The following is a 22815-nucleotide window of genomic DNA, read 5'->3' on the forward strand; positions in this document are numbered from 1 at the left end:
GACGGCGCCGGCCGACGGCGGACCCCAGCACAGCAGAGGCACACCGCGACACTGCACGAAGGGGAAGCCATGACAGCGACGACCGACGGAAGCGCCGGAGCAGGGGCCCCGGGCGCCGACTCGGGCAGTGGGACCGGGACGAAGGCCGCCGGCGCGCCCGCCGGGGCGGCCGTCGGCCCGGATCCGGCCGGGCCACCCGAGGAGGCGGCGCGGGCGGCGGTGGCGCGCGCCACCGCCCACCTGCTCGCCCGGCAGGACCGGGCCGGGTGGTGGAAGGGCGACCTGCAGACCAACGTCACCATGGACGCCGAGGACCTGCTGCTGCGCCAGTTCCTCGGCATCCGCGACGAGCGGACCACCCGGGCCGCCGCCCTGTTCATCCGCGGTGAACAGGGCCCGGACGGCACCTGGGCCACCTTCCACGGCGGGCCTCCCGACCTCTCCGCCACCGTCGAGGCGTACGTGGCCCTCCGGCTGGCCGGGGACGCCCCCGACGCCCCCCACATGGCGAAGGCCTCCGCCTGGATCCGGTCCGCCGGGGGCATCGCGGGGGCCCGGGTCTTCACCCGCATCTGGCTCGCCCTCTTCGGCTGGTGGCGCTGGGAGGACCTGCCCCAGGTACCGCCCGAGCTGGTCTTCCTGCCCCCCTGGGCGCCGCTGAACATCTACGACTTCGGCTGCTGGGCCCGCCAGACGATCGTGCCGCTGACCGTCGTCTCCGCCAAGCGCCCCGTACGCCCCGCGCCCTTCTCCCTCGACGAGCTCCACACCGACGCCCGCGACCCCAACCCGGCCCGGCCGCTCGCCCCCGCCACCACCTGGGAAGGCGTCTTCCAGCGCCTCGACAAGGTGCTGCACGTCTACCACCGGGTCGCCCCCCGCCGGCTGCGCAAGGCCGCCATGGACCACGCCGCCCGCTGGATCATCGAACGCCAGGAGAACGACGGCTGCTGGGGCGGCATCCAACCCCCCGCCGTCTACTCCCTGATCGCCCTCCACCTGCTCGGCTACCAGCTCGGGCACCCGGTCATGAAGGCCGGTCTGGAGTCGCTGGACCGGTTCGCCGTCTGGCGCGAGGACGGCGCCCGCATGGTCGAGGCCTGTCAGTCGCCCGTCTGGGACACCTGCCTGGCCGCCATCGCCCTGGTCGACGCCGGCCTCCCGGCCGACCACCCCGCCCTGGTCAAGGCCGCCGACTGGATGCTCGCCGAGGAGATCGACCGCACCGGCGACTGGGCGGTGCGCCGCCCCGGCCTCGCCCCCGGCGGCTGGGCCTTCGAGTTCCACAACGACACCTACCCCGACATCGACGACACCGCCGAGGTCGTGCTCGCGCTGCGCCGCATCAAGCACCCGCAGCCCGCCCGCGTCGAGGCCGCGATCAAGCGCGGCCTGAGCTGGACCCTCGGCATGCAGTCGAAGAACGGCGCCTGGGGCGCCTTCGACGCCGACAACACCAGCCCCTTCCCCAACCGGCTGCCGTTCTGCGACTTCGGCGAGGTCGTCGACCCGCCTTCGGCCGACGTCACCGCCCACGTCGTGGAGATGCTCGCCGCCGAGGGCCGCGCCCAGCACCCGCGCACCCGCCGCGGGGTCGACTGGCTGCTGGCCGAACAGGAGCCCAGCGGCGCCTGGTTCGGCCGCTGGGGCACCAACTACGTGTACGGCACGGGGTCGGTGGTGCCCGCCCTGACCGCCGCCGGGATCGCCCCCTCGCACCCGGCCGTCCGGCGTGCGGTCGGCTGGCTGGAGTCCGTACAGAACGAGGACGGCGGCTGGGGCGAGGACCAGCGCTCCTACCGGGACCCGGCCTGGGCCGGACGGGGCGAGTCCACCGCCTCCCAGACCGGCTGGGCGCTGCTCGCGCTGCTGGCGGCGGGGGAGCGCGAGTCCAAGGCCGTCGCACGCGGGGTCGCCTGGCTGGCCGCCGCCCAGCGCGAGGACGGCTCCTGGGACGAGCCGCACTTCACCGGGACCGGCTTCCCCTGGGACTTCTCGATCAACTACCACCTCTACCGGCAGGTCTTCCCGCTCACCGCCCTGGGCCGCTACCTGGGCGGCGACCCGCTCGCCCCGGCCGCGGAGGTGCGGTGATGGCACCCGACCCCGGCCCGGACCCGGAGGGGGCACCCCTGCTCGTGGCCTGCGCGCTCGGCATCGAGCGGCTCGCGCTGCGCGCGGGCGGGCGCGCGGCCCCCTACGGCTCGGTGACCGTCCTGCGCACCGGCATGGGCCCGCGCGCCGCCGAGCGGGCGGTGGGCAGGGCCCTCGCCGAACCCCGGACGGCCGGGGCGGCCGTGGTGGCCACCGGGTTCTGCGCCGGGCTGCTGCCCGGCATGGACCCCGGGGACCTCGTGGTCGCCACGGAGGCCCGCGACCCGCGGGGCACCGTCGCCTGCGCCGGCACCGCGGAGCTGACCGCCGCCCTCGCCCGGGCCGTACCGGGCCGGACCGTCCACACCGGCCTCCTGACCGGCTCCGACCACGTCGTACGCGGTGCCGAGCGGGCGCAGCTGCGCGCGACCGGGGCCGTCGCCGTCGACATGGAGTCGGCCGCCACGCTGTGGACCGCGGTCCACACCGTCCCGGGTCCCGGGGCCGGCACCGGGCCGCCCCCGGCCGGCCCGCCGCGGCCCCCCTACCCGGGCGGACCCCGCCCGGTTGCGGCCGTCCGGGTGATCGTGGACGCTCCGGAGCATGAGCTCGTCCGAATCGGCACGGTACGCGGTGGAATATCGGCCTTCCGCGTCCTTCGTGCCGTCCTTCCCGCATTTCACGACTGGCACCGTTCTTTGCTGCTCCCCAGGAGGTGAGCCAGATGGCCATGCCGCTGCGACAGTCCATCAGGGTCGGGACCTATCTCTTCGAACAGAAGCTCCGCAAGCGCGAGAAGTTCCCGCTCATCGTGGAGCTGGAGCCGCTCTTCGCCTGCAACCTGAAGTGCGAGGGCTGCGGGAAGATCCAGCACCCGGCCGGAGTGCTCAAGCAGCGGATGCCGGTCGCCCAGGCGGTGGGCGCCGTCCTGGAGTCCGGCGCCCCGATGGTCTCCATCGCCGGCGGCGAGCCCCTGATGCACCCGCAGATCCACGAGATCGTCCGCCAGCTCGTGGCCCGGCGGAAGTACGTCTTCCTCTGCACGAACGCGATGCTCCTGCGCAAGAAGATCGAGGACTTCACCCCGTCGCCCTACTTCGCGTTCGCCGTCCACATCGACGGGCTCCGCGAGCGCCACGACGAGTCCGTGGCCAAGGAAGGCGTCTTCGACGAGGCGGTGGCCGCCATCAAGGAGGCCAAGCGGCGCGGCTTCCGGGTCACCACCAACTCGACCTTCTTCAACACCGACACGCCCCAGACCGTCATCGAGGTGCTCAACTACCTCAACGACGACCTCCGGGTCGACGAGATGATGATCTCGCCCGCCTACGCGTACGAGAAGGCCCCCGACCAGGAGCACTTCCTCGGCGTGGAGCAGACGCGCGAGCTCTTCAAGAAGGCCTTCGCCGGCGGCAACCGCGCCCGCTGGCGGCTCAACCACTCGCCGCTCTTCCTCGACTTCCTCGAGGGCAAGGCCGACTTCCCCTGCACCGCCTGGGCGATCCCCAACTACTCCCTCTTCGGCTGGCAGCGACCCTGCTACCTCATGAGCGACGGCTACGTCCCCACGTACCGCGAGCTGATCGAGGACACCGACTGGGACAAGTACGGCCGCGGCAAGGACCCCCGCTGCGCCAACTGCATGGCGCACTGCGGCTACGAGCCCACCGCCGTCCTCGCCACCATGGGCTCCCTGAAGGAGTCCCTGCGCGCCATGCGCGAGACCGTCTCGGGCAACCGCGACTGACGGCCGCCCGGCCCCGGCCGTCCGCGGCCGGGCCCGGCGGCCCCGGTCTTCGACCGGCCTTCGCCGTGGTTCCGGCCCCCCGGTCGGAGCTCGGGCGCCAGTCGTCGTTCCGGCCCAAGCCCCAGCCTCGGCCCCAGCCCCCGCACAGTTCAGCACCGGATTCCCCCAACCGGACAGGGTGACCCAGCATGTCGATTCTCGAAGGGATCCGGGGACCGCGCGATCTCAAGGCGGTTCCCGAGGAACGCCTCGGCGAACTCGCGGCGGAGATCCGGGAATTCCTGATCCAGGCCGTCTCCAGAACCGGCGGGCACCTCGGACCCAATCTCGGCGTGGTGGAACTGACCCTCGCACTGCACCGGGTGTTCGACTCACCCGTCGACCGCATTCTCTGGGACACCGGACACCAGAGTTACGTACACAAACTCGTCACCGGCCGCCAGGACTTCTCGAAGCTCCGCGGGAAGGGCGGCCTCTCGGGATATCCGTCCCGGGAGGAGTCCGAGCACGACGTCATCGAGAACTCCCACGCCTCCACCGCCCTCGGCTGGGCCGACGGCCTCGCCAAGGCCCGCGAGGTGCGCGGCGGCCACACCCACACCCACGGCCACGGCCATGGCCACGTCGTCGCCGTCGTCGGCGACGGCGCCCTCACCGGGGGCATGGCCTGGGAGGCCCTCAACAACATCGCCGCAGCCCGGGACCGCCCCCTCGTCATCGTGGTCAACGACAACGAGCGCTCCTACAGCCCCACCATCGGCGGCCTCGCCCACCACCTCGCCTCCCTGCGCACCAGCGAGGGCTACGAGAGGTTCCTCGCCCGCGGACGGGACCTGCTGGAGCGCACCCCCGTGGTGGGCAAGCCCCTCTACGGCAGCCTCCACGGAGCCAAGAAGGGCTTCAAGGACACCTTCGCCCCGCAGGGCATGTTCGAGGACCTGGGCCTGAAGTACCTCGGCCCCGTCGACGGCCACGACACCGCCGCCCTCGAAGAGGCCCTGCACACCGCCAAGCGCTTCCAGGGCCCCGTCCTCGTGCACTGCCTCACCGAGAAGGGACGCGGCTGCCCGCCGGCCCTGGCCGACGAGGCCGACCGCTTCCACACCGTGGGCGTCATCGACCCGCGCACCGGTGAGCCCCTGGAGCGCCCGGGTCCGTCCTGGACCGCGGTCTTCGGCAGCGAACTGGCCCGGATCGGCGCCGAGCGGCCCGACGTGGTCGCGGTCACCGCCGCCATGCTGAACCCGGTCGGGTTCACCGAGTTCGCCGCCCGCTACCCGGACCGCGTCTGGGACGTGGGCATCGCCGAGCAGCACGCGGTCACGTCGGCCGCGGGGCTCGCGGCCGGCGGCCTGCACCCGGTCGTCGCCGTGTACGCCACGTTCCTCAACCGCGCCTTCGACCAGGTCCTGATGGACGTGGCGCTGCACAGGTGCGGCGTGACCTTCGTCCTGGACCGGGCGGGGGTCACCGGCACCGACGGACCCTCCCACAACGGCATGTGGGACATGTCGATCCTCCAGGTCGTACCCGGGCTGCGGATCGCCGCGCCGCGCGACGCGGACCAGCTGCGCGCCCAGCTGCGCGAGGCCCTCGACGTCGCCGACGCGCCGACCGTGGTGCGGTTCCCGAAGGAGGCCGTCGGCGCGCCCGTGACCGCGGTCGACCGGGCCGGGGGCCTGGACGTGCTCGCCCGTCCGGCGGACCTCGTCGGCGGCGCCTTCGGGGAGCGCGACCCGGGAGGGACCGCCCCGGGGGAGCGCGGCCCGGGAGGGACCGCCCCGGGGGAGCGCGGCCCGGGAGGGGCCGCCCTGGGGGAGCGCGGACCGGGGGAGGCCGCCCTGGGGGAGCGCGGCCCGGGGGAGGACGTGCTGATCGTCTCGGCCGGGGTGATGGCCCGGGTCTGCCTCGGCGCCGCGGAGCTGCTCGCCGCCCGGGGCATCGGCTGCACCGTCGTCGACCCGCGCTGGGTCAAGCCGCTCGACGCGGCCCTCGTCCCGCTGGCCGCCCGGCACCGCATGGTCGCGGTGGTGGAGGACGGCGTCCGCACCGGGGGCGTGGGATGGGCGGCCGACCGGCTGCTGCGGGACGCGGAGGTCGACGTACCGCTGCGCGTGTACGGCATCCCCGAGCGGTTCCTCGCGCACGCCAGGCGCGGGGAGGTGCTGGCCGACCTCGGGCTGACCCCCGTCGAGGTCGCGGGCCGCATCGCGGAGGCACTGGAACGCATCGGCAACAGGTCGGGCACGGCGTACGACAAGGAGCGGAGCGCATGACGCAGGACCCCACCGGGACGCCGCACGGCCAGGCCGCCGGACCGGGACCGGGAGCCGGCACGGGCCCGGGCGCCGGCACGGGCCCGACGGGCGCCGGCAAGGGCTTCGACCTCGGCCGGCTGCTCGCCGAGCGCGGGGCGGAGCGGTACGAGCTGCACGCCCGGTACCTGAACCACCAGCTGCCCCGGATGCTGCACACCATCGGCTTCGACAAGGTCTACGAGCGGGCCGAGGGCGCCCACTTCTGGGACGCCGACGGCAACGACCACCTCGACATGCTCGCCGGCTTCGGCGTGATGGGCCTCGGCCGGCACCACCCCGTCGTGCGCAAGGCCCTGCACGACGTCCTCGACGCGTCGCTGGCCGACCTCACCCGGTTCGACTGCCAGCCGCTGCCCGGCCTGCTGGCCGAGCGGCTGCTGTCGTACAGCCCCCACCTCGACCGGGTCTTCTTCGGCAACAGCGGCACCGAGGCGGTCGAGACCGCCCTGAAGTTCGCCCGCTACGCCACCGGCCGGCCCCGGATCCTGTACTGCTCGCACGCCTTCCACGGACTGACCACGGGCTCCCTCTCCGTCAACGGCGAGAGCGGCTTCCGCGACGGCTTCGCCCCGCTGCTGCCCGACACGGCGGTGCCGCTGGGCGACCTCGGCGCGCTGGAGCGCGAGCTGCGGCACGGCGACGTCGCCGCGCTGATCGTCGAGCCGATCCAGGGCAAGGGCGTCTACCCCGCCCCGCCGGGCTACCTGCGCGGGGCCCAGGAGCTGCTGCACCGGCACAAGGCGCTGCTGATCGCCGACGAGGTGCAGACCGGACTGGGACGGACCGGCGACTTCTACGCCTACCAGTACGAGCCGGGCGTCGAGCCGGACCTGGTGTGCGTGGCCAAGGCCCTGTCGGGCGGGTACGTCCCGGTGGGCGCCACCCTCGGCAAGGACTGGATCTTCAAGAAGGTCTACTCGTCCATGGACCGGGTCCTCGTCCACTCGGCCAGCTTCGGCTCCAACGCGCAGGCCATGGCGGCCGGGCTCGCGGTGCTGTCGGTGATGGAGGACGAGGGGATCGTCGCCCGGGCCCGCGCGACGGGCGACCTGCTGCGCGGGAGGCTGGCCGCGCTCGTCGACACGTACGAGCTGCTTCACGAGGTGCGCGGGCGGGGGCTGATGATCGGCATCGAGTTCGGGCGGCCCTCGTCGCTGGGGCTGCGCAGCCGGTGGACGATGCTCCAGGCGGCGCGCAAGGGGCTCTTCGCGCAGATGGTCGTGGTGCCGCTGCTGCAGAAGCACCGGATCCTGACCCAGGTCTCGGGCGACCACCTGGAGGTCATCAAGCTGATCCCGCCGCTGGTGATCGACGAGGCGGACGTGGACCGCTTCGTGACCGCCTTCCGTGCGGTGATGGACGAGGCGCACGGTGGGGGCGGGCTGATGTGGGAGTTCGGGCGGACGCTGGTGAAGCAGGCGGTCAACGGCGGCCGGTGAGGGGGAGGGCCCGCCCGGGTGCGGCGGCCGGCGGAGCGTGAAGCGGGGAGGCGGCGTGCGGGCGGGGCGCCGGGGAAGCGGGTGTGACCCGCCTCCCCGGGCGCGGCCGGGGAGGCGGGTGCTCAGACCAGCAGGCGGGCCCGCAGCCGCTCGCGGGTGTCCGGAGTGAGGCCGAGCCCCTCGGACAGGTAGCCCTCGACGCCGCCCCAGGTCTCCTCGATGGCCCCGAACGCGCCGTGCAGGTACTCGGCCCGGGCGTCGAACAACGGGCTCAGCAGCTGCGTGACCTCGGGAGAGCGGGCCGGGACGCCGGGGCGGGGGCGGACCACGTAGCGGCGGTGCGGGGCGTTCGACTCCAGGTAGTCCGCGAGGATCGCCTCGCGCTCCACCCCCAGCGCGAGCAGGGTGACCGCCATCGAGAGCCCGGCCCGGTCCTTGCCCGCCGCGCAGTGCATGAGCGCCGGCACGTTGTCGTCGGCGAGGGCGTGGACGATGCGGCCGTGCTCGGCGGTCCGGGTGCGGACGAGCCTGCGGTACCAGGCGACCATCCCGGCCTCGCCCCTGCCGCCGCCGAGTTCGGCGCGCAGCCGGGTCACGTCCTCGGAGCGCACCGTGGCCCAGAACTCCTTGCCGTCGCCGACGTCGGAGAGCGGGATGCTGACGTGGCGGACGCCGGGGAGTTCGACGTCCCGGCCCTCGATGAGGGTGTCCTCTTCGTTGCGGAAATCGAAGATGGTGTGGAGTCCGAGTGATGCGAGATATTCCGCATCGTTTTCTGTGGCATGAGCGAGATGTCCGCTTCGATACAGAAGTCCTGTACGTACGTGTCGTCCGTCGACGGTCGGAAGGCCGCCCACGTCGCGGAAGTTGCGCACTCCGGTCAGCTCCGGCTCGCCCGTGGGCGCCTGAGGTATCTGCTGGGTCACAAGGGACTCCTTGCGGCTCGAGTGGTGTCCGAATTGCACTACTTGACGTCAAGTTACCGCAATGTGGCGGCAGATGGAGCCCCCCTCGTGAGCAGGATCATACGGTGACCGTGTGTGGCTGCTTTGGAATCCTGAATTCCGTTCTGGGCAGGGCCGTTAAGGCGGGGCAATAGACGGAGTGTGACCGTATTTCCGGCGATCATTCACCGTACGGAATCCGCTAGGGAATTCGAAGCTTGTTCCGTTCCGCGGTGCTCGATTACGGTCGCGATCGATCCGGGCGGAACGCCAAATCCTGCCGCCGCCCGATGGACCGCACCCGATCACTCGTCCGGCAGGAGCGGGGGAACCAGTTACACCGCCGTTTCCGGATCTTTCTCCGGAGTTCCGGATCTCCGTCCGGGCTTCCGGATCTTCTTCCGGACGGCTCGGGGTGAAGCCGCGATCACACGCGGCCGGGCACCTCCAGCCCGAACCCGACAGCTCACCTCGCAGGCGCCGGAGAGGAAATCGCCATGCCCGGAAAGGGTAAGCACCGCCGCCCGAAGTCCAGCCCGATCGCCCGGGGCTTCGCCGCCGCCGGCACCGGCGGCGCCGCACTCGCGCTGCCGCTGATCGGCGCCGCGGGCGCCCACGCGGCGGCCCCCGCCGCCGCTCCGGCCGCCGCTCGCGCGACGCAGGGCGCGGCCGTGTCGGCCGCCGCCCCCGCGGCCGCGACGGCTCCGGCCGCGGCCCGGTCGACGTACACCGTCGTCCCCGGCGACTGCCTCTCGGAGATCGCCGCCGAGCACCACGTGGCGGGCGGCTGGCAGAAGCTGTACGCCGACAACCGCCGGGCCGTCGGCGGTGACCCGTCCCTGATCCACCCCGGCCTGAAGCTCAGCCTGACCGGCCGGGGTGCTGCGCCGGAGTCTCCCGCCGGGCACGAGGCCGGCGCCGCGCGCAAGGCCGGCGCCGGGTCGAAGGCCGGCGCCGGGTCGGGCGCCGGTGTCCAGGCCGCGCCGAAGAAGGCCCCGGCCGCCGCGCAGCGGTCCGCCGCCCCGCAGACCGCCAGCCGCTCCGCCGCCCGTCCGGCCGCCGCGCCGGCGTCCGCAGCCGCCGCGGCCGCCGTGGCAGCCGCCCCGAGCTTCGTGGTCCCGGTCAGTGCAGCGATCACCACCCCGTACCACCTGGGCGGCAGCATGTGGTCCAGCGGCTACCACACCGGCGTCGACTTCGCGGTCGGTACCGGCACGTCCGTCCACGCCGTGGGTGCGGGCACGGTGGTGTCCGCCGGCTGGGCGGGCGCGTACGGCAACGAGGTGATCATCCGGCACGCCGACGGCCGCTACTCGCAGTACGGCCACCTGTCGTCGCTGAGCGTCTCGGCCGGCCAGACCGTCCGCGTCGGCGAGGTCATCGGCCTCTCGGGCTCCACGGGCAACTCCACCGGCCCGCACCTGCACTTCGAGATCCGCACCGGCCCCAGCTACGGCCAGGACGTGGACCCGCTGGCCTACCTGCGGGCCAAGGGCGTCAACGTCTGAGCCGCGTCCAGGGGGTGGGGGGCGAGCGGCGGGGTCGGCACCGAGGAGGGGTGCCGGCTCCGCCGCTCGGTGCGTTGCGCGGGTCCGAGTGCCGCGTCGGTCCGGTGGTCCGGTTCCCTCGGCGGGTTCCGTGCGCCGGCGTTGGGGGTTCCGTGTGCCGGCGTTCGGGGATGCGGGTTCGGTCACGGCGTAGCTTTCCGGCCAAACTGACCGGGTGGTCCATATCACCCTGCGTCAACCCCTCCTTACGGTCGCGTAGGTCACATCCTTCGGTGGAGGATGTCGTCCCGTGGCAGGCGATTCGACACCATCAGCAGCTCCGGCACCCGTAACCCCCCTCCCTCCCATCGGCTCCTACGCGGCCGTCGGCGACAGCTTCACCGAGGGCGTCGGCGACCCCGGACCCGACGGCGCCTTCGTCGGCTGGGCCGACCGGCTGGCCGTACTCCTGGCCGACCGGCTCCCCGAGCACGAGTTCCGGTACGCCAACCTCGCCGTCCGCGGCCGGCTCCTCGACCAGATCGTGGCCGAACAGCTCCCGCGGGCCAAGGAGCTCGCCCCCGAGCTCGTCACCTTCTGTGCGGGCGGCAACGACATCATCCGGCCGGGCAGCGACCCCGACGCGGTCGCCGAGCGCTTCGAGGCGGCCGTGGCCGACCTCGTGGGCGTGGTCCCGACCGTGATGATCACCACGGGCTTCGACACCCGCGGCGTACCCGTCCTGCGCCACCTGCGCGGCAAGGTCGCCACGTACACCGCGCACGTCCGGGCCATCGCCGACCGCTACGGCTGCCCGGTCCTCGACCTGTGGTCGCTCAAGTCCGTCCAGGACCGGCGCGCTTGGGACGACGACCGGCTCCACCTCTCGCCGGAGGGCCACACCCGGGTCGCGCTGCGGGCCGCCCAGGTCCTCGGGCTGGAGGTGCCGGCCGACCCCGACCAGCCCTGGCCGCCGGAGCAGCCGCGCGGTTCCGCCGAGGTCACCCGGGACAACATCCAGTGGGCGCGCGAGCACCTGGTGCCGTGGATCGGGCGCCGACTGCGCGGCGAGTCCTCGGGCGACAACGTGGAGCCGAAGCGCCCGGATCTGCTGCCGCTGTAGACACTGCGGAGGGGCCGGTCCGGTGGGGTTCGGTGCCGGCCCCGGGGGAAGGGGGCGGCACTGGCGGGGTCCGGTGGCGGCCCGGCGGGTTCGGTGCCACCCGGCCGGGTCAAACGTGCTGTTCCGACCGGGCGAACGTGCCGGGGCGGGCCGGGCGGCCGGCATGACCGCCCCGGCCGGGGGGAACGGCCACCGTGATCCGGACGACAGGATTCCCGGCGGCTGGAATCCTTGGGCCGGGTCCCGCGTTGGGAAGGGCAGAGATACCCCGTCCACCCGCTCTCACCAGCACCCGTCGTCCCAGGAGGCGCCTTGTCCGGCTCACGTTCCCTGCGAGCAGGGCTGCGCTCACTGCGGCCCGAGGCCTTCGGCGCGGATCCGTCCGGCGAACGGCTGGAGCGCATCCGCCGCTCGCCGAACTTCGCCGACGGCGTCTTCCAGAACCCGCTCGGCGCCCGGCGCGGCCCCTCCGGCTCCATGCTGGAGTTCGCCAAGGTCTACTTCCGCAAGGAGGAACGGGTCCGGCGCGCCCCGCGGGCACCGATCCCGGTCCACCCGACCACGCTCGCCGACATCGCCCGGCCTCCGGCCTCCGGCCTGCGGCTGACCTGGATGGGCCACTCCAGCGTGCTCACCGAGATCGACGGGCGCCGGGTGCTCTTCGACCCGGTCTGGGGCGATCGTTGCTCCCCGTTCCCCTTCGCGGGCCCCAAGCGCCTGCATCCCGTGCCCGTACCGCTGGCCGCCCTCGGTCCGGTGGACGTCGTCGTGATCTCCCACGACCACTACGACCACCTCGACCTGCCGACGATCAAGGCGCTGGCCGCCACCGACACGGTCTTCGCCGTGCCGCTGGGCGTCGGGGCGCACCTGGAGCACTGGGGCGTGCCCGCGGACCGGATCCGCGAGCTGGACTGGAACGAGACGACCAAAATCGCCGGGTTGTCGCTGACGGCCACCCCGGCCCGCCACTTCTGCGGCCGCGGCCTGCGCAACACCCAGCACACCCTTTGGGCGTCCTGGGTGGTCGCCGGCCCCGAGCACCGCGTCTACCACAGCGGCGACACCGGGTACTTCCCCGGCTTCCAGGACATCGGCGCCGAGCACGGCCCCTTCGACGCCACGATGATCCAGATCGGTGCGTACAGCGAGTGGTGGCCGGACATCCACATGACGCCGGCCGAGGGCATGCGCGCCCACCTCGACCTCCAGGGCGGGCGCCCGCACGGCGTCCTGCTCCCGATCCACTGGGGCACCTTCAACCTGGCCCCGCACGCCTGGGCGGAGCCCGGCGAGTGGTCGGCGGACGCGGGCGAGGAGGCCGGCCAGACCGTGGCCGCACCCCGCCCGGGCGAGCCGTTCGAGCCCGCCGGCACGGTACCCGTGGACCCCTGGTGGCGCGCGTCTTCTGCGCCGATCGCACGTCCCTGGCGTGGCCCGGCGGCCGCGGCGGGCGATGGCGCCGTCGCGGCTGCCACGGCTGTGGGGGATGCCGCAGCTGTCGAGTCCGTCGAGCGTCGTGGGCCCGTCGAGCCGGGCAAGCCTTCGAGTCCGATCTGGACCTCGCGGGCGATCGCTGACCGGATCAGCGCTCGGTCGGCTCCGCATCGATCACGTGCATCGCGGCCTCCTCGGCCGAGGCCGCGCCGCCGTCGATGCCGGTGTCGTGGGCCAGTAGCGAGATGTGGCGCGACGGGTACGGTTCGTCGGCCTGGGCGATCCGGCCGGCCCGTGCCCGGCCCGCGGTCGAGGCGTCGCCGTCCGGGTCGCCGGAGACGTCTTCGCCCGGCTCCCGGCCGGCGGCGTCCGCGGCCCGACCGGCATCACCCACGGCGTCGGCGTCCGCAGCCAGGTCGTCGTCCGGGGCGGTCTCGGACCTCCGGGCCGCGCCGCCCTCCGGCTCGCCCGGGGGCTCGGGCTCCTCCTCGGCCAGCCGTTGGTCGAGTGTCTCGCCGGTCCGCTGTTCGGCGGCGGTGGTGCCGTGGCGAGTGGCCGCCACGGGCCGGTCGGGCGGCGAGTAGCCGCTGTCGAGGGTGGCGTCGAGGTCCGGCTCGCCGAGGGCGTTCTCCATGTCCGGCTGCGCCTCGGAGGGCTCCGCGTCCGTCTGGGGCTGGTAGACGCCGTCGCCCAGTGCTTCGGTGTCGCGCGTCTCGTCCATGGCCTGCGGTTACCCGGGATCGGGGGTGGTACTCCCGGGCTGGTGCGGGGGCCGCTTCGAGGGGCTGCGTTTCGGGCGGTCGGGGAGCGCATGGTCTCGGGCTACCGGGGGGCGGGGTCCGGTGGTGGCCGGGCGGTGTCGATGATGGGGGCGTGCTGTCCGAGTTCCTGTCCGTCGCCGCGCTCGTCGTGGTGCTGGTGTGCGCCGTCGTCCGTCCGTTCCGCTGGCCGGAGGCGGCCTTCGCGCTGCCCGCTGCCGGGGTCGTGATCGCCACGGGGGCCGTCCCGCTCGCCGCGGTGGGTGAGGAGGCGGCGCGGCTCGGGCCGGTGATCGGGTTCCTGGCCGCGGTGCTCGTCCTCGCGAAGCTCTGCGACGACGAGGGACTCTTCCACGCCTGCGGCACCTGGATGGCCCGGTGGGCGCACCACCGGCCGCGGCGGCTGCTGGGGGCCGTCTTCGCGCTTGCCTCGGTGATCACGGCCGTGCTGAGCCTGGACGCCACCGTGGTCCTGCTCACGCCCGTCGTCTTCGCCACGGCCGCCCGCATGGGCGCCCGGCCGAAGCCCCACGTGTACGCCGGCGCCCACCTGTCGAACACCGCGTCCCTGCTGCTGCCGGTGTCCAACCTGACGAACCTGCTCGCCTTCACCGCCACCGGCCTGACCTTCACCCGCTTCGCGCTGCTGATGACGCTGCCCTGGCTGGCCGCCCTCGCCGTCGAGTACGTCGTCTTCCGCCGCTTCTTCGCCGCGGACCTCGATGCGGGGGCCGTGCCGGTGGCGGCCGAGGAGCCGCCGGAGCTGCCGCTGTTCGCGCTGGTGACCGTGGCCGCGACGTTGGCCGGGTTCGCGGTGGCCTCCGCCACCGGGGTGGACCCCGCGTGGGCGGCGGCCGCAGGGGCCGCGGTGCTGGCCGTGCGGGCCCTCGCCCGGCGGCACACGACACCGCTCGCGATCGTGCGGTCGGCCTCCGTGCCGTTCCTCGCGTTCGTACTGGCCCTCGGCGTCGTCGTACGGGCGGTGGTCGACAACGGTCTGGGCGACGCCCTCGACCACGTCCTCCCCGACGGCACGGCCCTGCCGGCGCTGCTCGGTACGGCCGCGCTGGCGGCGCTGCTCGCGAACCTGATCAACAACCTGCCGGCGGTGCTGGCCCTCGTGCCGCTCGCGGCCCCGGCCGGTCCGGGCGCGGTGCTGGCGGTCCTGCTGGGCGTCAACATCGGCCCCAACCTCACGTACGCCGGCTCCCTGGCCACCCTCCTGTGGCGGAGCATCGCCCACCATCACGACCACGACGTCGACCTGAGGGAGTTCAGCCTCCTCGGACTGCTCACCGTGCCCGCCGCCCTGCTCGCCGCGACCCTGGCCCTGTGGCTGTCGCTGCAGGTCCTCGGCACCTGACCGCCGGCGGTCAGAGGTCGCGCAGGGCGGGGAGCAGCTTGGCGGCGGCCCAGTCGAGGAACGGCTCCTGGTGGTCGCCGCCGATCTGGACCAGGGCGACCTCCGTGAAGCCGGCGTCCACGTACGGCCGTACCGCCGCCGCCACCGCGTCCACGTCGTCCCCGCACGGCACGGTCCCGGCCACGTCGGCGGGGCGCGTGTGGCGCGTCGCCGCGGCGAAGGCCGCCGTCCCGGGCAGCTCGGCGTTGACCTCCCAGCCGCCCAGGGCCCATCGGAACTGCTCGTGGGCGCGCGCCACCGCCGCCTCGCGGTCCGGGTCGTAGCAGACCGGGACCTGGCCGACGCACGGTTTGCCGGCGCCGCCGTGCGTGCCGAAGGCCGCGACGAGTTCGCGCGAGGGCTCGACGGCGACGAGCAGGTCCCCGTACCGGCCCGCGATCTCGCACGACCGGTCCCCGGAGACCGCGATCCCGATCGGGGGCGGCTCGTCGGGCAGGTCCCAGAGCTTGGCGTTCTCGACGTCGAAGTGCGGGCCGTGGTGGCTGACGGCTCCGCCGTCGAAGAGCGCGCGGATGATCCCCACGGCCTCCTCGAGCATGTCCAGCCGGACGTGGGCGGCGGGCCAGCCGGCTCCGACGACGTGCTCGTTCAGGTTCTCGCCCGAGCCGAGCCCGAGGCGGAACCGCCCGCCGGACAGGAGCTGCACCGTGGCGGCCTTCTGGGCCACCACGGCGGGGTGGTAGCGGAACGTCGGGCAGGTCACGTACGTCATCAGCGGGATCCGGTCGGTGGCCTGGGCGGCGGCGCCGAGGACGCTCCACGCGTACGGCGAGTGCCCCTGGGATTCCAGCCAGGGGAAGTAGTGGTCCGAGACGACGGAGAAGTCGAACCCCGCCCGCTCCGCGCCCACCACGTGGTCCACCAGCTCCCGCGGCCCGGACTGCTCGGTCATCATCGTGTATCCGATTCGCACCATGCCCCGCGGCTGCCCCCTCCGGCGCCCCGGAACCCGGGTGTGGGCGATCCCGCGGGCACGAAGAGCCGGTCCCGGGGCCGCGCGGGCTCAGGTCGCGGCGAACGCGTCGACGACCTTGTCCAGCAGCGGCCGGTGCGGCTGCCGGGGCGCCTGCTCCCGCACCTCGGCCATGCGGGCGCCGACGGCCTGCAGCTCCTTGCGGCCGACGGCCCGGCGCACCTGCGGGAACCACCCGTCCTCCTCCATTTCCATGTGCCGCTCGACGGCCGCCATCAGCACCCGCGTCTTGGCGCCGTACGCCTCGTCGCCGGCGTCCATCCCGCTCAGCTCGCGCGCCAGTACGTCCGCCACGTGGTGCTCCTCGTGGAGCTCCAGCAGGGTCTCCTGGGTGTCCGGGGCCAGCCGGCGCACCCGCGGGTACACGACCTCCTCGTCCAGGAAGGTGTGCACGGTGAGCAGGTGCAGGAACTCCTCGACCGCCTGCGCCTCGGCGCGCGGGTCGGCGGCCGTGCGGCGGGTGCCGGGGGGTGCGGACGGCCCGCCGTCCGCCGACCGGTAGTCGCGGATCAGTCTGCGCAGCCGCTTGTGGTCGTCCCTGAGCATCACGATCGCGTCCGTGGACATGGCGTGCTCCTGTGTCCTCGTGGGTCCGTGCGTTCTGCGGCCCGATGGCCTGCGACTGCCCGGTGGGCGGCCGGGCATGCCCGACGACCGGCCCGGCGCGGGGCCGATTCGCGGGGCCGGTCGCGGTGCGCGAGGCTGGGAGGACGCCACGGCGCGCGCATGCCGACGTGCGCGTGCGTACGAACCTGCGTACGTGCGTCCGTCCGCCGTACCGGTGCCGCGCGACCACGGGCGGCCGGCGGACGGCGGCGCGGCGGAGGAAGGAGCGGTGCGATGGACGACGTGCCCCAGGGCGGCGCGGGCGGCGCGCCCCTCGACGACGACACCCCGCAGGACCGGCGCCGGCGGCCGCACGCCGGGCCCGATCCGGGCCGGGGCGGCGGCCCCACCCGCAGGGAGGCGGCCGAACGGCGGGAGGGTACCGAGCGGGAGACGCGGGAGACGCGGGAGACCGGGACGGAAGCGGGTGGGGACGCCCGCACTCCCGGCCCCGAGTCCCAGGAGCGGTCCGCCCGGCAGAGCCACAGGAGTTGAGGCGTTCGACGACTGCTCCCCCCCGCCCGGAGCGGCTCCAGGACGAGGAGCTGATCGGCTTCGGCTCCTCGTCTTCTCGCCCTAGCTCGCCGTTCGGCCGTCGGGGCGGGTGACCGTTCGGCGCCGCAGTCTCAGCGGGAGCAGGTACCAGCACAGGGCGAACCACACCATCACGGCGCCGACGATGACCGGCGCGAGGGGGTGGGGCAGGACGACGTCCAGGATCAGCAGCAGGGTGCAGGCGATCGTCAGGGCCAGCAGCAGGATCCCGCAGGCCATCATGCGGCCGGCGGCCTCCACGACCTCGTGCTTGCGCCGCAGGCCGTGCAGACAGCGGTGCAGGGCGACCGGCGCGACGAGGGCGGCGGTGGAGGAGGCCCCGAGGACGACGGTGACCACGTAGAGGCCGTACTCGAACGGGCTCAGCGTCTGGAACCGGGCCGTGAACGCGATGCTCAGCAGCAGCCCGAAGAGGATCTGGCCGCCGGTCTGCGCCACACGGGTCTCCTGGAGGATCTCCGCCCACCGGCGGTTCACCCGCTCCCGGGCGCTTTCGGGCGCGAGGGCCACGGCCCCCGCGGTCGACGCGGCGGGGGCGTGGGGCGGACGGGGCGCGGGTGCGGGCCGTCCGGGGCCCCCGGCACCCGAGGGGTCGGGCGGCGCGGGCGCGGGGGCCGGCAGCGGCGCGCCCGAGCCTCCTGCGGTGGTGGGAGTGGTCCTCTGGAACGGTGCGCTGGCCATGACGTCCTCCTCGGGAAGGACGCGGATACCCGGCCGTTGGCGCGGCAATCAGGCGCCGGGCGCCGCCCCGGCACACGTACCTCCGCCTCGCGCCGCTCCGACACGCGGCGCCCCCGGCCGGACCGTCGAGGTCCGCCGGGGGCGCGCCGCTCATGGCCGTCGCCGGCCTCACCAGTAGTGCGTACGGCCGCCAACGGCGTGCCCGACCGCACCCAGCAGCCACAGCACCAGGCCGATCACGACCAGGATCACGCCGATCGTCCACAGGAACGTGATCCCGGTCACGAAGCCGATGATCAGAAGAATGACGCCGAGGACAATCATGAGTACCTCCTTGTGCCTCTCGAACGGGGCAACGGATCGCGTGTACCACCGATCCGCCGGTCCATGCGTGGTCCGTGGCCGGTTCTTCCGCCCCGGTGCCGACGACCCGTTCGCGAAAGGCACCGCCGCAGCCGACGGGGCACCTGCTCGGGCCGCGGATTCGGGCCCCTCCCGGTTTCGGCCCGCGCCCGCGGGACAGACGCCGCATACGAGGAGGCGCCCGCCAGGAAGGCCGCCCGCGCCCCCGCAGCCCGCAGAGCGGGCGGTGGCGCCTCCCACCGACGACAGGAAGCAGCAGGCCGATGACGGAGAACGACGTCGAGCTCACGGCGATCGCCGCCCTCACCGCCGCGAGGTCGGGAGCCGGGACGGAGTACGTCTCCGACCTCCTGGAAGAGGCCATTCCCAAGGAGTTCCAGGTCCCCGTCGGGGCGACCGCCGAGGAGGCGGGCGTGGCGGTGCTGGAACAGCTCTCGGAGCCGCTGAGCGGCCTGGTGACCGGGTTCCTGCTCGCCTTCGACGCCCTCGCCGACGCGCACGACGGCATCGACCCGCCGGTCACCAGCGAAGAGGTCCTGCAGCAGCTCGCCCTGGCCCTGGCCCGCGAGGCGTCCGGCTGACCGCGTCGGCCGCCGGTGGTCGGGCCGTTCAGCCGCCGGTGGTCGGGGGGCTGCCGGTCGTGTCAGCTGCGCCGGAGGCGCCGGGTGGGGCCGGGACGTCGGGCGTGCCGACCGGATCTGACGCACCGTCGCGCGGGAGGAGGGTGCCGAGCGGTCCGAGGTCGAGGTTGAGGTCGTCGAGGGTGAGGCCGTGCTCCGCGCACAGTTCGACCATGCGGTCGTGCAGGGCGAGGAGGGTGGCGCCGAGCTCCTCCTCCTGGGCTTCCGTCAGCCCGCCCGCCTCGACGCGGCGCAGCGCCTGGCGTTCGATGAGCTGGCGCAGGAGCTCGACGAGGGTGAGGACGAGCTTGAGGAGGTCCTCGCCGACCGTCTCGTGACCGGTCCGGATGCGCCGCGCCGGGACCCGGTCCGCACCGGCGGGCGGGTCCGGCCGCGGGGCCCGGGCCGAGGCGTCGCCCGCGGCAGGCGGGGCCGCGCCCAGGAGGCGGAACGCCGTCGCCATCGTGTCGGTGACGTCGCCGAGGTCCGGGTCGGGGGACGGGCCGGGGCCGCGGTCAGCGCCCATGGTCGGTCACCGCCCCGGGCCCCGGCTCAGCGGCGCCGCTGACGGAGGTGACGAGGGCGCGCAGGGAGATGCGTACGAGGTCGATGTCCGCGACGGACAGGACGATGTCGCCGGTGATGACCACACCGGTGGCCAGGAGGCGGTCGAGGAGGTCGACGAGGGCGACGCGTCGGACCGGCTGGTGCTCGTGCGGCGCGCCGGCCGCGTACCCCGTCGTGATCCCGTCCCAGGGAGTCGTCGACGTCATGTCCGCGCGCCGGTGTCGCTGCTGGTGCTGGTGCTGGTGCTGGTGCTGGTGCTGGTGCTGGTGCTCGTGCTGGTGTCGGTGTCGGTGTCGGCTTCGGCCCGGTCCGCCGTCGCCCGGGGCGGCGGCACCGCGAACGAGTACGGCGCCCAGGGCCCGGTGACCTCGATGCGGACGTCCGGCAGCCGCTCGCCCGCCTCCCGGACGGCGGCGCGGAAGGCGCCGACCTCGTCGTTCCGGACCAGGTAGGCGTCGTTCAGGACGTTCTCACCGGTCTCGGCGCTGGTCAGGGGGCCGGTCTGGGCCGGGTGCCGCACGACCCCGGCCGCGTGCCGGATCGCGGCGGCCGCGATGCGTTCCGCCGCCTGCCCGGCCTGCCGCCAGCGGTCCTCGCGGGCGGTGCGGTCCGCCCGGCGGGCCTGCAGGTACGCCCTGCCGGGACCCGAGGCGGCGGGGGAGGCGGGGTCGGGCCCGGAGCCCGGGCCGGCGGGCGCGGTGGGTTCCGTGCCCGGAGCCGGGGCGTGGGCGTCCGGCCGGAGGTAGACCTTCACGCCGTACTCCGTGTGCCCGGCCAGTCGGGCGAGTCGGTCGGCGAAGTCCTCGCGCTGCGCGCGCAGCGCCGCCAGGGCCCGGTCGCCGTCCTGGTAGAGCGTCGCCAGCCGCAGCGGCAGGACGGTGGTGTGCGCGGCGAGGGCCTGGATGACGCGGTCGTGGGCCCGGGCGGTGGTCTCCAGCCAGCCGAGGTCCTCGAAACGGGTGGTGAGCGCCGCCTCGTCCCAGGCGTCGGCCGGGACCCGGCTGATCGCGAAGGCCGGGGCGGCGGGCCCGTCCTCGGGCGGGCAGCCCAGCAGGGACACGGCGGCGCCGGCGACTCCGCGGATGCCGGAGACGACCGCGTCGAGGCCAGGGGAGGGCGCGACCACCGCGTACACGTAGGTGAGGGCCGCCGGCCCGGCGCCCGGCGCGGTTGACTGCTGGGGGCCGCCGTTCACGGCGCGGCCCTCCTGCTCCGTGCCGCGCGGTCCGGGGAGGCCTCCTCCTCGGGGAGGCCCGGGTCGGTGCCCTCGGCGGGGCCGACCGCGGGGCGCTCCCGGCGGAGTGCCGCCAGCTCGGCGCGCAGGCGCCGGTTCTCCTCCTCCAGCCGTCCGGTGTCCTCGCGGGCGTCCCGCGACCGCCCGGTCCCGTCGAGGGAGCCCCGCTCGGCGCGGGAGACGTGGCGCGACGAGAGCGCGGGGTCGTGCTCCCACCAGTCGATGCCCATCTCCTTCGCCTTGTCCACCGAGGCGATCAGCAGCCGCAGCTTGATCGTCAGCAGCTCGATGTCGAGCAGGTTGATCCGGATGTCGCCGGCGATCACGATGCCCTTGTCCAGGACGCGCTCGAGGATGTCGGCCAGGTTGGCCGACGAGCCCTGCGGATAGGACGCCACCGAGGCGCGGGACGGCACCGCGGGCGTCGGTCGGTCGAAGAACGGGTCACTCATGGTCCTCGCCCTCCCCGGCCCCGGACGGGCCGCGGTGGAACGCCGCGATCTCGTCGAGGCGGTCCAGGAGCTCCGCCTCGAGACGCTCGAACTCCGCCTCGTCGATCTCGCCCGCGCGGAGCCGCCGGTCGAGGTCCGCCAGCGCGGCCCGGACCGGGGCGGGGTCGTAGTACACGCGGGCCGCCTGCTCCTCGAGCTGCTGCGCCACCCACACGGCGGCGCGCACCGGCGCCAGCGGCGCGCCCAGCAGGCCCGTCAGCAGTCCCATGGCTCTCCTTCCCGTCGGCCCCGGCCCGGACGGCGGGGCGGCCGTCCGGCCGCGGTGCCCTACACGAAGCTGTACGGGGGCAGCGGCCCCGTCACCCTGACGTCGGTGTCGCCGGCCCGCTCGGTGAGCTCCGCGCCGGCCTTGCGGAACTGTTCCTGCCGGTCGTCGGCGACCAGGAGCGAGAGGGACACGGCCAGGGCCTTGCCGTCCTCGACGGGAGGGTGCGCGGCATGCGCCCGGGCGAACGGGACCAGCTCGCGTACGAGGTCGGCGGCCAACGCCTCCTGTCTGCCGTGCACCTCCGCGGCGACGAGCTCCCCGAGTTGCAGCGGCAGCCGGGGATCGGTGTCGCCGGCCCGGATCCGTTCGTTGAGCAGCCGCGCCTGAGCGGAGTCCGTGAGGATCTCGCGCAGGAGCGACTCCTCGTCGCGGGAGGCCTTGACGTGGAATTCGGCGCAGCCCTGGAGCCGGTCCAGGGCCGCACCGTAGGCAGCAGCGCCCTCCTCGAGGGCGGCGGTGACCGTGGCCTCGTCCGGGGCGGTGTACCCGAACCGGAGGGGAAGGACCGTACCGTCGGCCATGAGGCGTTCCTGGACGGCCTGATGGGCGGTCAGGTCCCGGCGGGCGGGTCGGACCGCCTCGTGGACGTCGCTGACCACCGCGCGCAGCCCCGCCGCGGCGACCGTCCGTAGCGGCCCTGGCTCCGCACCGATGCCCTTCAGGCCTTCGAGACGGCAGGGGTGCTCGGCGGCGACGATCGAGTACACGTACAGGGCCATCGTCTACTCCCTCTCCCTGGCCCGGCGGGCCGGGCGGCGGCGCCGGCGGACGGGCTCTTCCTCGGCCTGCAGCTCTTCCTGGTCCTCGTCCTCCTCGTCCTCGGCGTCCTCCTCGTCCGAAGACCCGCCGGTCAGGGACTGCTTCACGGCGTCGACCGCTCCGCTGAGGGCCCCCTTGGCCTTGCCGCTCGCCCCGCTCTCCATGGTGTCGCCGACCAGGTCGGTGAGCTGCTCGGGCGCCTTCCGGCCGGCCTCCAGGTCGAGGCGGTTGCACGCCTCGGCGAAGCGGAGGTAGGTGTCGACGCTGGCCACGACGATCCTCGCGTCGATCTTCAGGATCTCGATCCCGACGAGCGAGACGCGGACGAACACGTCGATCACGAGGCCGCGGTCGAGAATCAGTTCCAGGACGTCGTAGAGGCTGCTCGTGCCGCTCTGTCCGCTCGAGCCCCTGCTGATGGTGTTTCCGCCTTGCGGCATCAGAGTCATGGCCGCTTTCCTCCACAGGTGGCCGGCCCCTCAGGTCGGCCGGTCGATCATGCCTCGGCTGTACCGTCGCGTCCGCTCGTAGGAGATCAGCTCCCCGTCCCCGTCCAACGTGACCTTGTAGCTGGCCATGACGCTGGTGGTGTCGGGGATGCGGGGCAGTTCGACGACCTCGACCTGGGCCTCCCAGCCGTCCTCGGTGGGCCGGAGGGCCGACACCGAGTCCGGCCTGCGTCCGAGCAGCTCCGCGAGCTGCCCGACCGCCAGGTGCATGGCCTTGCCCGCCCCCGTGACGCCCCCGCGCGCGGACGCGCCCCGCGCCGGGTTCCCGCTGCGGCGACGGCCGGCGGTCCGTGCGTCCTGGTCGTTGTCGTCGTCCCGAGGGGCGCGCCGCCGGCGCGGCGGCTCTGCCGTGGCCATGGAGCACTCCCCTCACGCGTCGGACGGTGTCTGCGGCTGCC

The 22815-nt window shown here is 74.3% G+C and carries 23 protein-coding genes, 2 pseudogenes and 1 riboswitch; of the genes and pseudogenes, 11 read left to right on the forward strand and 14 right to left on the reverse strand.

Annotated features, from left to right (window positions below):
• Nucleotides 1–69: 69 nt before the first annotated feature.
• The 5 genes from shc (at nt 70) to IF43_RS0110485 (ending at nt 7598) form a co-directional block, all read left to right on the forward strand.
• Nucleotides 70–2094 (forward strand): squalene--hopene cyclase, encoded by a 2025-nt coding sequence (gene shc / locus IF43_RS0110465; RefSeq protein WP_030197276.1) that lies wholly within the window; start codon nt 70–72, stop codon nt 2092–2094.
• A complete protein-coding gene (locus IF43_RS0110470) occupies nt 2094–2813 on the forward strand; it encodes a hypothetical protein (protein WP_030197277.1) in 720 nt (239 codons plus the stop codon). The genes shc and IF43_RS0110470 overlap by 1 nt, the downstream gene beginning before the upstream one ends.
• A 5-nt stretch (nt 2814–2818) precedes the next feature.
• Nucleotides 2819–3841: an adenosyl-hopene transferase HpnH gene (hpnH, locus tag IF43_RS0110475; protein ID WP_030197280.1), complete on the forward strand. Its 1023-nt coding sequence runs from the start codon at nt 2819–2821 to the stop codon at nt 3839–3841.
• Nucleotides 3842–4029: 188 nt separating this feature from the next.
• Nucleotides 4030–6117, forward strand: a complete 2088-nt coding sequence (gene dxs, locus IF43_RS0110480) for a 1-deoxy-D-xylulose-5-phosphate synthase (protein WP_051795057.1) — start codon at nt 4030–4032, stop codon at nt 6115–6117.
• Nucleotides 6114–7598, forward strand: coding sequence for an aspartate aminotransferase family protein (locus IF43_RS0110485; protein WP_234332073.1), 1485 nt, complete (start codon nt 6114–6116; stop codon nt 7596–7598). Before dxs ends, IF43_RS0110485 begins: the two co-directional genes overlap by 4 nt.
• Before the next feature lie 122 nt (nt 7599–7720).
• Here the strand turns inward: IF43_RS0110485 and IF43_RS0110490 are convergent, their stop codons facing one another.
• Nucleotides 7721–8524 carry a tyrosine-protein phosphatase gene (locus tag IF43_RS0110490; RefSeq protein ID WP_030197290.1) on the reverse strand — a complete coding sequence of 268 codons (804 nt, stop codon included), beginning with the start codon at nt 8522–8524 and terminating at the stop codon, nt 7721–7723.
• 306 nt (nt 8525–8830) lie between these two features.
• A riboswitch (cyclic di-AMP (ydaO/yuaA leader) is annotated at nt 8831–9035 on the forward strand.
• 4 nt (nt 9036–9039) lie between these two features.
• On the opposite strand from IF43_RS0110490, the gene IF43_RS0110495 reads away from it, so the two are divergent.
• The 3 genes and pseudogenes from IF43_RS0110495 to IF43_RS39245 all read left to right on the forward strand — a co-directional run.
• Nucleotides 9040–10050 carry a LysM peptidoglycan-binding domain-containing M23 family metallopeptidase gene (locus tag IF43_RS0110495; RefSeq protein WP_030197293.1) on the forward strand — a complete coding sequence of 337 codons (1011 nt, stop codon included), beginning with the start codon at nt 9040–9042 and terminating at the stop codon, nt 10048–10050.
• Between the two features lie 289 nt (nt 10051–10339).
• On the forward strand, nt 10340–11152 hold the full coding sequence (locus tag IF43_RS0110500; RefSeq protein ID WP_051795060.1) for an SGNH/GDSL hydrolase family protein: 813 nt from the start codon (nt 10340–10342) through the stop codon (nt 11150–11152).
• Nucleotides 11153–11464: 312 nt separating this feature from the next.
• Nucleotides 11465–12586, forward strand: a pseudogene (locus IF43_RS39245) (MBL fold metallo-hydrolase); the annotation flags it as partial.
• A 151-nt stretch (nt 12587–12737) separates the two neighbouring features.
• On the opposite strand, the gene IF43_RS0110520 reads toward IF43_RS39245, so the two are convergent.
• Complete coding sequence (locus IF43_RS0110520) at nt 12738–13310, reverse strand: DUF5709 domain-containing protein (protein WP_030197304.1); 573 nt, start codon at nt 13308–13310, stop codon at nt 12738–12740.
• Nucleotides 13311–13462: 152 nt separating this feature from the next.
• Between IF43_RS0110520 and IF43_RS0110525 the strand changes: the two genes are divergently transcribed.
• On the forward strand, nt 13463–14710 hold the full coding sequence (locus IF43_RS0110525; protein WP_030197307.1) for an SLC13 family permease: 1248 nt from the start codon (nt 13463–13465) through the stop codon (nt 14708–14710).
• Between the two features lie 10 nt (nt 14711–14720).
• Here IF43_RS0110525 and IF43_RS0110530 read toward each other — a convergent pair whose 3' ends face one another.
• Both IF43_RS0110530 and IF43_RS0110535 read right to left on the reverse strand, forming a co-directional pair.
• Nucleotides 14721–15686, reverse strand: coding sequence for an LLM class F420-dependent oxidoreductase (locus IF43_RS0110530; protein WP_030197310.1), 966 nt, complete (start codon nt 15684–15686; stop codon nt 14721–14723).
• Between the two features lie 87 nt (nt 15687–15773).
• The gene (locus IF43_RS0110535; RefSeq protein ID WP_030197313.1) at nt 15774–16310 is read right to left on the reverse strand and encodes a hemerythrin domain-containing protein; all 537 of its coding nucleotides are present in this window, start codon (nt 16308–16310) and stop codon (nt 15774–15776) included.
• A gap of 273 nt (nt 16311–16583) precedes the next feature.
• Here IF43_RS0110535 and IF43_RS0110540 point away from each other — a divergent pair, with 273 nt between their 5' ends.
• Nucleotides 16584–16844 carry a hypothetical protein gene (locus tag IF43_RS0110540; RefSeq protein ID WP_030197316.1) on the forward strand — a complete coding sequence of 87 codons (261 nt, stop codon included), beginning with the start codon at nt 16584–16586 and terminating at the stop codon, nt 16842–16844.
• An 81-nt stretch (nt 16845–16925) separates the two neighbouring features.
• Here IF43_RS0110540 and IF43_RS0110545 read toward each other — a convergent pair whose 3' ends face one another.
• Both IF43_RS0110545 and IF43_RS42090 read right to left on the reverse strand, forming a co-directional pair.
• Nucleotides 16926–17585 (reverse strand): DUF6328 family protein, encoded by a 660-nt coding sequence (locus tag IF43_RS0110545; protein WP_234332076.1) that lies wholly within the window; start codon nt 17583–17585, stop codon nt 16926–16928.
• 168 nt (nt 17586–17753) lie between these two features.
• On the reverse strand, nt 17754–17909 hold the full coding sequence (locus tag IF43_RS42090; RefSeq protein WP_199922710.1) for a DUF6131 family protein: 156 nt from the start codon (nt 17907–17909) through the stop codon (nt 17754–17756).
• A gap of 302 nt (nt 17910–18211) precedes the next feature.
• Between IF43_RS42090 and IF43_RS37935 the strand changes: the two genes are divergently transcribed.
• Nucleotides 18212–18529, forward strand: a complete 318-nt coding sequence (locus tag IF43_RS37935) for a hypothetical protein (protein ID WP_051795062.1) — start codon at nt 18212–18214, stop codon at nt 18527–18529.
• A gap of 133 nt (nt 18530–18662) precedes the next feature.
• Here the strand turns inward: IF43_RS37935 and IF43_RS36335 are convergent.
• The 8 genes and pseudogenes from IF43_RS36335 to IF43_RS0110595 form a co-directional block, all read right to left on the reverse strand.
• Nucleotides 18663–19031 (reverse strand): annotated as a pseudogene (locus IF43_RS36335) (gas vesicle protein K); the annotation flags it as partial.
• 52 nt (nt 19032–19083) lie between these two features.
• The gene (locus tag IF43_RS0110565; RefSeq protein ID WP_078910053.1) at nt 19084–19341 is read right to left on the reverse strand and encodes a gas vesicle protein; all 258 of its coding nucleotides are present in this window, start codon (nt 19339–19341) and stop codon (nt 19084–19086) included.
• Nucleotides 19338–20330, reverse strand: a complete 993-nt coding sequence (locus IF43_RS0110570; RefSeq protein ID WP_063753302.1) for a GvpL/GvpF family gas vesicle protein — start codon at nt 20328–20330, stop codon at nt 19338–19340. Before IF43_RS0110570 ends, IF43_RS0110565 begins: the two co-directional genes overlap by 4 nt.
• On the reverse strand, nt 20327–20821 hold the full coding sequence (gene gvpJ, locus IF43_RS0110575) for a gas vesicle protein GvpJ (protein ID WP_037888035.1): 495 nt from the start codon (nt 20819–20821) through the stop codon (nt 20327–20329). The genes IF43_RS0110570 and gvpJ overlap by 4 nt, the downstream gene beginning before the upstream one ends.
• Nucleotides 20814–21089: a gas vesicle protein GvpG gene (locus tag IF43_RS0110580; RefSeq protein WP_030197328.1), complete on the reverse strand. Its 276-nt coding sequence runs from the start codon at nt 21087–21089 to the stop codon at nt 20814–20816. The genes gvpJ and IF43_RS0110580 overlap by 8 nt, the downstream gene beginning before the upstream one ends.
• 59 nt (nt 21090–21148) lie before the next feature.
• Nucleotides 21149–21868 (reverse strand): GvpL/GvpF family gas vesicle protein, encoded by a 720-nt coding sequence (locus IF43_RS0110585; protein WP_030197331.1) that lies wholly within the window; start codon nt 21866–21868, stop codon nt 21149–21151.
• A 3-nt stretch (nt 21869–21871) separates the two neighbouring features.
• Nucleotides 21872–22357: a gas vesicle structural protein GvpA gene (locus IF43_RS0110590; protein WP_030197334.1), complete on the reverse strand. Its 486-nt coding sequence runs from the start codon at nt 22355–22357 to the stop codon at nt 21872–21874.
• A gap of 30 nt (nt 22358–22387) precedes the next feature.
• Nucleotides 22388–22774 carry a gas vesicle protein gene (locus tag IF43_RS0110595; protein WP_030197338.1) on the reverse strand — a complete coding sequence of 129 codons (387 nt, stop codon included), beginning with the start codon at nt 22772–22774 and terminating at the stop codon, nt 22388–22390.
• Nucleotides 22775–22815 lie beyond the last annotated feature (41 nt).

Origin of the sequence: Streptomyces sp. NRRL S-87 (assembly GCF_000719335.1) — a bacterium.
GTDB lineage: Bacteria > Actinomycetota > Actinomycetes > Streptomycetales > Streptomycetaceae > Streptomyces.